This window comes from Echinicola strongylocentroti (assembly GCF_003260975.1).
Taxonomy (GTDB): domain Bacteria; phylum Bacteroidota; class Bacteroidia; order Cytophagales; family Cyclobacteriaceae; genus Echinicola; species Echinicola strongylocentroti.
This window is the reverse complement of record NZ_CP030041.1, coordinates 213483-224225: the sequence shown is the minus strand read 5'-3', so window position 1 is coordinate 224225 and position 10743 is coordinate 213483. Positions and strand designations below refer to the sequence as shown.

Genomic DNA, 10743 nt, shown 5'->3' with positions numbered 1-10743 from the left:
ATTAATTGGACGGTCAATCAAGAATACAACCTAATAACCAGTTATTTTAATCATGAAAAGACAATTACTGTTAAGAAGTAGGTATGTGGCAATAATTGCCATGTGCTTGATGTCGTATGTAGCGTCTGCACAAAGTATAGTGACGGGCGTAGTTGAGTCTGCGGAGAGTGGCGAGAGTATTCCAGGAGCCACTATTATTGAAAAAGGAACCTCTAACGGTACCACTACGGATATAGATGGTCAGTATTCCATCACACTTTCAGATCCGTCTTCAGCTATTTTGAAAATCAGTTTTGTGGGATTTGAAAGCCAAGAGGTGCAGGTGTCAGGTAAGTCTGTCATCAACGTCTCCTTGGAAGGCAATCTCCAAGACCTCGAAGAAGTAGTAGTGGTAGGGTATGGTTCTGTAAAGAAAAGTGACAATACGGGAGCTTTATCCTCTGTCAAGTCTGAGGAGTTAAATGCCTACCCTACATTGAATGCTGTTCAAGGCCTTCAAGGTCGCGCACCGGGGGTACAGATCCAATCTACCAATGGTGGTCAGCCAGGAGCTGAGATGAGCATGAAGATCCGAGGAGGGAGTTCGATTAATGCCAGTAGTCAGCCACTTGTTGTAGTGGATGGGTTTGTAGGAGGAGAGATGCCACCTCCTCAGGATATAGCGTCCATGGAGATCTTAAAGGATGCCTCCGCTACAGCCATTTATGGTTCACGTGCTGCCAATGGAGTAATATTGATTACGACCAAATCTGGCGGAGTGGGCAAGACAAAAGTAGATGTAAACAGCTCCTATTCCTTCCAAAACACCAGTGACCGTCTTGATCTTCTTTCAGGCGATGATTTTAGGGATTATATATTGGAGGTTTTACCTGCTTACGATTATAATCCAAATGTCAACACCGATTGGCAGGATGAAATCTTTAGGTCTGGACATATCTGGAACAATCAGGTATCCGTCAGTGGAGGAAGTGAAGCCGTAAAATACTATGTGTCAGGAACACATTTTGAGCAGGAGGGTGTGGTAGACAATTCCAAATATCAGCGGTATTCCATTACCAGTAACTTGACCTTTGACGTATCGGATCGAGTGAAATTAGGCGTGAACCTTTACGGAAGAAGAAGTACTGACGAAGGGGTGTTGACCCAAGAGCAGTCAGGTGGATCTAGTGAAACAGGTGTAATAGGTGCAGCTGCACGATTGGAGCCTGATACTCCAGTGCGAGATGAGAACGGAGATTTTACCCAGTCTAGGCTAGGTGATAATATCGATAACCCAGTAGGTATCGCCAATGGAATTGATAGAGAACGGATTTCGGACAGGTTTCAGACCAATGCTTTTGCAGAATTCAAAATTTTGGATTGGTTAACCTTTAAGTCTACCCTAGGCGCTGGCGTGACCTCTTTTAGAGAAGGTGAATTCAGGTCTTCCCAATTGATACGAGGTGGCGATGGAGGTATTGCGCTGTTGGAATTTGATAAATCCACCAACTTGCTTACTGAAAATTACTTCACCATCAATAAGGAATTTGGAATACACAGGATCAATTGGGTCAATGGTTACTCTTATCAGAAGATGGTAGGAGAGAATATGACAGCTGGATCCAGCTTGTTCCCTTCCGAGGCGGTAAGTTACTGGAACTTAGGAAGTGGTGCAGATTATACTCCACCTACTTCAGGGACTTCTACACGGATCCTGAAATCCTACTATTCCAGGGCAAACTATACGCTGATGGATAAGTACGTATTTACTGGTACCATCCGATATGATGGAGCTTCCAATTTTGCAGAGAATAACAAATGGGCTTATTTCCCTTCAGGTGCGATAGCATGGAATATTGGTGACGAAGCCTTTTTGCAGTCTGTAGAGCCGATTTCCGAAATGAAAATACGTACCAGTTATGGTCTAACCGGCAATCAGGGCATCGGAGCATACGAATCCTTGGCTACCTTGGTGGCCCAATACTCCAATAGACCTGGTGAGGGTTCTTTGATATTGGGTAGTTTGGCCAATCCTAACTTGACTTGGGAAACCACTTCCCAGTTGAACGTAGGTGTGGACCTTGGATTATTAGAAAATAGGATCAATCTGAGCTTCGATTATTACGACAAAAGAACCTCTGATTTATTGTTTAATCGCCCCATTCCATCATTTTTGGGAGTGGACGAAGATCCAGCTACCCAGCTTCAGAATGCAGGTGAAATTAGAAACTCTGGTATAGAAGCGATGCTAAGCACGAGAAACTTAGTAGGCGAATTCACTTGGGATTCCGACTTGGTATTTGCCATGAACAAAAACGAAGTGCTTTCATTACCGGATTCTACCATCCAATATGAAAATGCGCCTGGACACTTTAATATTTCCACCGGTTTCATGTTGCTTCAAGAAGGCCAGCCAATGGGTGTCTATTATGGATATGTTTACGAAGGGGTTACCCAGCCGGAAGACGTTTTGCTAGAGGGCTCAGATGAGAAAGTAGGGGGAGAGCAATTCGCAGACTTGGATGGAGACGGTAGGCTTACCGACGCTGACCGTAAGATCATAGGCAACCCACATCCGGACTTTACTTGGTCGTTCAATAACGACTTTACCTATAAAAATTTCGACTTGAATATTTTTATCCAAGGTGTCCACGGAAACGAAATGCTTAATTTGACCAGGATGGAACTGGAATCCTTCAGGGGAACCAACAATGTATCCACTGCTGCACTGGATAGATATCATCCAGTAAACAACCCAGGAGGAAGTATTCCTTCAGCTGATACAGACAGGACGTTCAAAATATCATCCCGATGGGTAGAAGATGGAAGTTATGTACGTCTTAAAAACCTGGCATTGGGCTACACTGTTCCCAATACCATCTTGGACAGAATAAAAATACGTTCCTTAAGGGTGTATGTAAGTGCCCAAAACCTGTTGACTTTTACGAATTATTCGGGGCTTGATCCTGAAGCGGCTTACCAAAATGAAGGTGAAGGTACCGATAATGCGGACTCCAACCGTAATTTAGGACTGGACTATGGTAGTTATCCGAATGTGAAGACATTTACTGTCGGACTAAATCTAGGATTTTAATCAAAGCTCGATCTTTAAATTGTCAATAATTAACAATAAGGAAATCATGAAAAATTCATATATAACCTCAATACTATTCGCTCTAATCATGGTTTTTTCCATGTCATGCGAGGATTTGGAAGAGAGACCTGTTGGTGTCTTGGCTCCTGAAGGTTTGTTTCAAACCGTATCGGAATTACAATCAGGAGTAAATGGGGGCTATTACCTCCTTGCCCGTGAGGAATTTTATGGCCGTAAGCTGTCGTTGGCACTATTGGTACGCTCAGACATGTGTGGCATAGGTGACCCCGGCACCGCCACTAGGAGACATGCCTGTGACCTTATGCAGATGGAGCAGGATAATGGACTGGTAAATGCTTTTTGGCCAATGGGCTATAAAATCCTGGCTGCAGCCAATACGGTAATCAATGCCAAGGATGTGGTGTCAGGGACTGAAGAGGAAATAAACCCGGTAGTAGCAGAAGCGTATTTTTTACGCGCTTACGTCCATTATGTTTATGTCAGGTTATTTGGAGAGATTATCTATATGAACGGGGAGCCTTTGGAGGATCCGTATGCCGTTTCCCAGTCTTCCGTACCTGAGATTTATGCAGGGATAATTTCCGATTTGGAATTTGCCAAGACATGGCTGGTCGACGTGCCAGCAGATCGGTCCCACCCAGGTAAGGCTGCAGCTTATGGTATGTTGGCGTCGGTCTACATGACCAAGGCTACTTCCGAAGCAGCAGAAGGAGGAGATTGGCAGAGTGCATTTGATAATGCCAAACATGTCATCGACAATGAAGGGCAATACGGTGTGGCATTGGACAATGACTACTATGATATCTTTGCTCCCGACTATACTTCTTCAGAGGTATTGTTCAAATTAAATATGATAGCTAATGACAACCATAACATCACTCCAGGGGAGCTTGGAGGTTCCAATGCAGGTACGGATCAGATGACCTCCATAACGGGTCCCAGAGGAGATGAAAGGTTCGAAGCGTTAAATGCAGCAGCTGCAGGCTGGAGTGCCATTGTTCCCGAATTGAGTGTTTATGAAAAATGGGACGGAAGGGACTACAGAAAAGCAGTCAGCCTGGATACAGCCATCACCTATCAGGGAATACCGGACTATCCGTTTACCGAATGGGACAATATCTCCCAAAACGTAGCTAGACCCGCTATTGCCAAGTATTTCAGAGCAGTGGGGGAAGCTGGACTGAGAACGGGCACTGCCCAAGGGGCCAGTTTGAGGGATTCTAATGTTAAGCCTATTATTTTGCGATATGCAGAAGTGCTTTTGATCGCTGCGGAAGCGGCAGTAGAGTTGGGCAATAATGACCTGGCAGTACAATATGTCAATAGGGTAAGAGCACGTGCCAGAAATGCTGCTGGCGCTGGAGATGCCAAATATCCACCAAGTCCAATACCTGCTGACCATGCGGGCGGAATCACTATAGCCGAAATAATGGAAGAACGTCGATTGGAATTGGCTTTCGAGGGAGTTCGTTGGTATGATATTGCACGTAGGCAAATGGGTAATGTCTTTACCGGTGCAGCTCCAGCTTTGGAAGACAGGGACTTTGATCCAGCAGTGGATTATTTATGGCCCAAGTATTATGTAGATGTAGATCTATTGCCGGGCCTTTCCCAAAACACGGGGTATGAAGGACTGTAATAACATAATTGTAACGGAAGCTTTGTGAATAGTGTCGATTCTAAGTCTAAATACAGCCGTGTAAATAGTTAATTTGGAATTGGGAATGAGAGCGCTGGGATTTTCAAATTATGGAAATCCCGGCAATCTCCTTAGTAAACATGAAGTATCAAAACTAACGGCCAGTACAGCAAAGACTAGAAAATAGATAACTATTAACTATTATTAAGGAAATTATTGTCCGTTAATTAGTAATAGTATGGAAGAAAGTAAACATACAGTGGTCATCAGAAAACCAATGATGAGGTAGTGTACTTGAACCTTTATCCTACGATTTGTTAAATATGTTTATTAAAAGCTTGGAACTGTAATTGGATAACTTTAAATTGGTTGACCAATTATTGATTAAATCAATACAATTATGGAATTACTCAGCAATTTTAGTCAAATAGAAATAGAGACCCCGGTTGATAAAATTATCAATCAAATAAAGAATTTGATCACTTCCGGGCAACTGCAGCCTGGTGATCGACTTCCTCCAGAACGGAAATTATGTGAGAAGCTGGGAGTAGGGCGGACCCATTTAAGGGATGCCATTAAGAAGCTGGAGTTTTATGGAATCCTTAAAACCTTGCCACAAAGCGGCACTGTAGTCGCCGGAATGGGAATTACGGCATTGGAGGGATTAATATCAGACGTGTTGAGGCTGGAAGGGAGTGATTTTAAATCGCTGGTGGAGACACGAGTGATCCTGGAGACCCAGAGCGCTTCACTTGCTGCAGAACGCAGATCCGATGAAGACCTAAAGGAGATAGAACGGGCCATGAAAACCCATATGAAAAAGGTAAAAGAAGGTCATCATGGCGTGGAAGAAGACTTGATGTTTCACCTGAAGATCGCTGAGGCCAGTAAGAATTCGGTGCTTACTTCACTGATGTTGATCATTACGCCAGATATTCTGTCTTATTTTAAGCAGCATGATGTCTGTGGGGAAGGAAGGTACTTGGCCGCTGCGGAAGAGCATGAGGTGATCTTCGAGCATATCAAAAACCAAAATACCGAAGCAGTGGCCTTGATGATGAACAATCACCTTAAGAATATCCAAGAATTTGCCGAAACTCGGATCGAAAGATTTAATATCTCGACAAAAATAAACAAAGATGTATTGAAGAAGGGAGCTAGCGAAGAAAATGGATCAGCATAAACGCCAATCCATTTGCAAAAAAGAATCAAGTTCAATCATTAGGAACATTTGGCCGTGCGTCCTAATAAAAGAACCTAAATTCCATAACAGATTGCAAAGATAGCGTTTTTATTCATTCTTCCCATTACCTGAAAAAGTAGGTTTCAGGCCTTGTCTTTTATCCATTTCCTTACGACGATCAGTAAGGGTGTTAATGTGTTGTTTTACAGTGTTTTAAATAATTCTTCATAGGGTTGTAGTGGATTGCTATGTCCAAAAATGTCACTACAAAAGCGCCCAATAATTAGCATTACAGATAGTAAAGAAATTGTCAATTGTACCGAACCCAAAGTTTAAAAATGACTACTCAAATCAACAGTATCGCATACAGTCTCCTGGTAATGATCATGCTTACGGCCTATGGTTGTGCTACAAAGCCATCGCACAAGGTCGCCTCCAATCCTGAGGAACTGACAGGCGCGCTTTCAACAGCTCAGCCTGGAGACACGATCATAATGGCCAATGGAGAATGGAAAGATGCCGACTTACTAGTAGAAGGAACAGGTACTAAAGATTCAATGATCGTGGTAATGGCCGAAGAGGCAGGTAAAGTCATATTGACCGGAAACTCCACTCTTCGAGTGGCGGGCGAATACCTAGTTGTATCAGGGCTTTATTTTCGCGATGGCCATACACTTACCAGTGAAGTGATCAGTTTCAAAAAAGATAAAAACACCTTGGCCAATTACTGCAGGATCACCCAATGTACCATAGAGGATTATTCTAATCCAGAACGACATGAAAGCGACTACTGGGTGGGAATGTACGGCAAAAACAACCGGTTTGACCATAATGCCCTAGTAGGCAAAGGAAATAAAGGGGTGACGATGGCCGTGCGCCTTAACAATAAAGAAAGTCAGGACAACCACCACCTTATCGACCATAACTATTTTGGCCCGAGACCTAACTTAGGGTCCAATGGAGGCGAAACCCTGAGGATCGGAACAAGTCATTATTCGCTAACGAGCTCCAATACAAAGGTGGTCAATAATTATTTTGACCGGTGTAATGGTGAGCATGAGATCATTTCCAACAAATCCGGCGGTAACCTGTTCAAAGGGAATACTTTTTATGAATGTGTGGGAACGCTGACGTTTCGGCACGGCAATGACAATATCGCAGAAAGTAACGCTTTCTATGGCAACCGCATGCCCAATACGGGAGGTATTCGTGTGATCAACAAAAGGCAAAAGGTATTCAATAATTATGGATATGGATTGACAGGGCATTGGTTTAGAGGAGCGCTGGTGGTAATGAACGGTGTGCCCAATAGTCCCATAAACCGGTACCATCAAGTGGATGGGGCTGAGATTTTTAACAACACTTTTGTGGACTGTGACTATGTACAGTTATGTGCAGGAAGTGATGAAGAGAGAAGCGCAGTTCCGATCAATAGTGTTATCCGTGACAATGTGTTTTGGAATACTGAAAAGCAGGATGTCTTTACCGTTTATGATGATATATCCGGAATCGAATTTACCAACAATTATATCTCTCCCACTATCAAAAACATTATTGACAGAGGATTTAGTCCTATTAAAGGAGAATTGAAAAAAGACGGAAATATCTATCGACTTGACGGAGGAAAAGGTGCAGGGCTTATGGCTGATTTTGAGGCAGTCAGTAAAGATAAGGCTGGACCTTCTTGGTATCTCAAGCCAGGAAAAAAAGAAGCGTTTGACTATGGCCAAGAAAAAGTAGTCAAGGAGGGAGCAGATCTATATGATGAAATTGCCCATTCAAAAGCAGGTGATATTTTGGTGCTAGAGCCGGGAGATTACCTGTTGACCAAAGTGATCGAGCTGGATCACCCGATCAGTATTGTTTCGTCAGGTGGAGCTACCATCAAGTTTGAAAAATCGAACCTTTTTGCCATTGAGAACGGAGGATCGCTGAAGCTGAAAGGAATCACGATCGATGGCGCTGAGGCACCGGATTATGCAGGAAATGCAGTCATTCGTACCAGTCGGTATTCCATGAATAAAAACTACCAGTTATGGATTGAAGACTGCGAATTCAAAGACCTGGACGTAAATCACTCTTTCCATGTCTTGGATGTGTATAAAAACACGTTTGCTGACAGCATCATGATAAAAGACTCCAACTTTACGGATGTTTCTGGGAGTATCCTCGCATTGGACAAAGAGAATGAAGATCGTGGCATCTACAATGCAGAATACGTGGTATTGGAAAACAGTACTTTTAATAATATAGGACAGCCGATAATGAAACTTTATCGTGGAGGAAGTGATGAAAGTACCTTTGGTCCCATCCTGACGATAGCTGATTGTGATTTTGAAAAAGTAGGTTTCGGACCAAAGAATGACAGTAATAAGGCAATGGTGCTGCACGGCGTCCAGAAAGCCAATATTGAGAACACGACGTTTTCAGATACCAAAGAACTGAATATCTTTCATACAGTAGGTGAGCCGGTTACAGTAATTGAATCAGTAGTTATCGATGACAGGTCATTGCTCCAGATCAGTGATAATACAGCTACGATCCACAACCTAAAGGAAGCAAAATGAACAAGTCGATCACTATATATAGCCTACTCATTACGGCCATGACCTTGCTGTTAAGTATCAGTGCTATAGGTCAAGAGAAAGAAGCCCTGGAGCACAACAGTATTTTGTTTGATGATGCTACGATAGCACAAGTGGACGAGGCGATGGACTGGCCATTGTTTCGACAATCCTTAGAGGATGCCAGGGAATTTGTCGATGAACAGATGGCCTTGGGAATCGATGTACCTATACCAAAAGACCTGGCAGGCGGCTATACACATGAGCGCCATAAGTTGAACTACCTCAGCATGCAGCAGGCAGGGAAGGTATTTGTACTGACAGGAGAAGAGAAATATGCCCAGTTTGTAAAAGACATGTTGATGACGTACGCTGAGCTATATCCCAGCCTGGACCGTCATCCAAGTAGAAAGTCCTATTCACCAGGCAAGTTTTTTTGGCAATGCCTTAATGATGCCAACTGGCTGGTCTATACAAGTCAGGCTTATGACTGTATCTATGATTGGTTAAGCGAGGGAGAACGAACGCTTCTGGAGAGGGAATTGCTTAGGCCGCAGGCAGACTTCCTGTCTGTGGAGACGCCGCAGTTTTTTAACCGAATCCACAATCACAGTACTTGGGCAAATGCCGGTGTAGGGATGCTTGGTTTGGTGATGGGTGATACCTTACTGGTCCACCGTGCACTGTATGGACTGGAAGAAGATGGACTGGATGCAGACATGAAAGATAACGATGGGGGGAAGATCAAAAGCGAAGAACGTGCAGGATTTTTGGCCCAGTTGGATTTGCTTTTTTCCCCGGATGGATTTTATGCAGAAGGGCCCTATTACCAGCGATATGCGATATATCCGTTTGTGGTATTTGCAGCGAGTCTGCAAAATGCCCGGCCTGAACTTGAAATATTCAAGTATAGGGAGGGGATCTTAGGAAAAGCGGTATATGCATTGGTCAACCTGAGTGATGCTGATGGAGAGTTTTTTCCCATTAATGATGCCCAAAAAGGGATGTCCTACTATTCAAGGGAATTGGTCTCTGCCATTGATATTGCCTATCATTTTGGAGGGCAAAATCCAGAATTATTATCCATTGCACAAAAGCAAAATACCGTCCTCCTCGATGCTTCCGGTATGCATGTGGCGGCTGATATCGCCAATGGTAAAAGTAAGCCCTTTGTCCACAAATCCATGGAGCTCCGCGATGGGGCTGACGGAAAGACCGGGGGAGTAGGTATCCTCAGAATGGATGGGAAAGCCAGTAGCTTGTCGGCTGTGTTAAAATACACTGCTCAGGGGATGGGGCATGGCCATTTTGATAAACTCTCACTTTCATTGTACGAAGAAGGAAGGGAAATCCTACAAGATTATGGAGTAGCCCGCTTTGTTAATATCGAGCAAAAAGACGGAGGTGGTTACCTCAAAGAGAACCAGACTTTTGCCAAGCAAACGGTGGCACACAATGCCTTGATAGTCAACAAGGAGAGCCACTTTAAAGGCAATACGGATACGGGGAACAAATACCACAGCGATCCCTATTTCTTTGATGCCAGTCAGGAAGAGATAAAAATAGTGAGTGCCAAAGACCAACATGCCTATCCCGGCGTGGAACAGCACCGGACGATCGCCTTGATCAGTGATGGGCTATTCGAAAAGCCCTTGATGGTGGATATATTGAGTGTATCTACGGCTACTCAAAACCATTACGATTTGCCCTATTACTACTTTGGTCAGTTGTTATCTACCTCCTGGGACTATGATATCGAGAATAACCTGACGCCCATGGGTGATGGGCATGGGTATGAGCACATTTGGGCCGAAGCAAAGGGAAAAACGGAAGAGGGCAATGCCGCGATGACATGGATGGATCACGATCAATTCTATACCATCACGTCCGTTAGTCAAAAAGGGGATCAAATGACATTGGCCAGGACAGGTGCCAATGATCCTGACTTTAACCTGCGGAGAGATCCTCTTCTGATGATCAGCAGGGATGCTGCCACGACTACTTTTGTAAGCATACTGGAACCTCACGGCGAATACTCTCGGGTAAGCGAACTTTCTAAAGGAGCTTTTTCGGAAGTGAAAGAAGTCCAAATAGTCCATGACTCTGAAGCTTATATAGCTATAGAATGGAAACATGAAACGGGGCAGGTGTATCGGTTGGCCATAGCCAAGCAGAGCAATGACCAGACGACATCACATGAGATAAAAGTGGAAAATCAATTATGGGACTGGAAAGGTCCATACAGTTACATTAAAAAATAAGA

The 10743-nt window shown here is 43.8% G+C and carries 5 protein-coding genes; all 5 read left to right on the top strand.

What is annotated here, in order from left to right; all coding sequences use genetic code 11:
* Positions 1–52 precede the first annotated feature (52 nt).
* Positions 53–3073 carry a SusC/RagA family TonB-linked outer membrane protein gene (locus DN752_RS00850; protein WP_112782215.1) on the top strand — a complete coding sequence of 1007 codons (3021 nt, stop codon included), beginning with the start codon at positions 53–55 and terminating at the stop codon, positions 3071–3073.
* Between the two features lie 88 nt (positions 3074–3161).
* Positions 3162–4733: a RagB/SusD family nutrient uptake outer membrane protein gene (locus DN752_RS00845; protein WP_211324109.1), complete on the top strand. Its 1572-nt coding sequence runs from the start codon at positions 3162–3164 to the stop codon at positions 4731–4733.
* Positions 4734–5133: 400 nt separating this feature from the next.
* Positions 5134–5916: a FadR/GntR family transcriptional regulator gene (locus DN752_RS00840; RefSeq protein ID WP_112782213.1), complete on the top strand. Its 783-nt coding sequence runs from the start codon at positions 5134–5136 to the stop codon at positions 5914–5916.
* A gap of 338 nt (positions 5917–6254) precedes the next feature.
* On the top strand, positions 6255–8483 hold the full coding sequence (locus DN752_RS00835) for a polysaccharide lyase 6 family protein (RefSeq protein ID WP_112782212.1): 2229 nt from the start codon (positions 6255–6257) through the stop codon (positions 8481–8483).
* Positions 8480–10741, top strand: a complete 2262-nt coding sequence (locus tag DN752_RS00830; RefSeq protein ID WP_112782211.1) for a heparinase II/III domain-containing protein — start codon at positions 8480–8482, stop codon at positions 10739–10741. The genes DN752_RS00835 and DN752_RS00830 overlap by 4 nt, the downstream gene beginning before the upstream one ends.
* Positions 10742–10743: the final 2 nt, after the last annotated feature.

Excerpts from the sequence above, each read along its gene's own strand:
- DN752_RS00850 (WP_112782215.1), top strand. The coding sequence starts at position 53 with ATGAAAAGACAATTACTGTTAAGAAGTAGGTATGTGGCAATAATTGCC.
- DN752_RS00845 (WP_211324109.1), top strand. The coding sequence starts at position 3,162 with ATGGTTTTTTCCATGTCATGCGAGGATTTGGAAGAGAGACCTGTTGGT.
- DN752_RS00840 (WP_112782213.1), top strand. The coding sequence starts at position 5,134 with ATGGAATTACTCAGCAATTTTAGTCAAATAGAAATAGAGACCCCGGTT.
- DN752_RS00835 (WP_112782212.1), top strand. The coding sequence starts at position 6,255 with ATGACTACTCAAATCAACAGTATCGCATACAGTCTCCTGGTAATGATC.
- DN752_RS00830 (WP_112782211.1), top strand. The coding sequence starts at position 8,480 with ATGAACAAGTCGATCACTATATATAGCCTACTCATTACGGCCATGACC.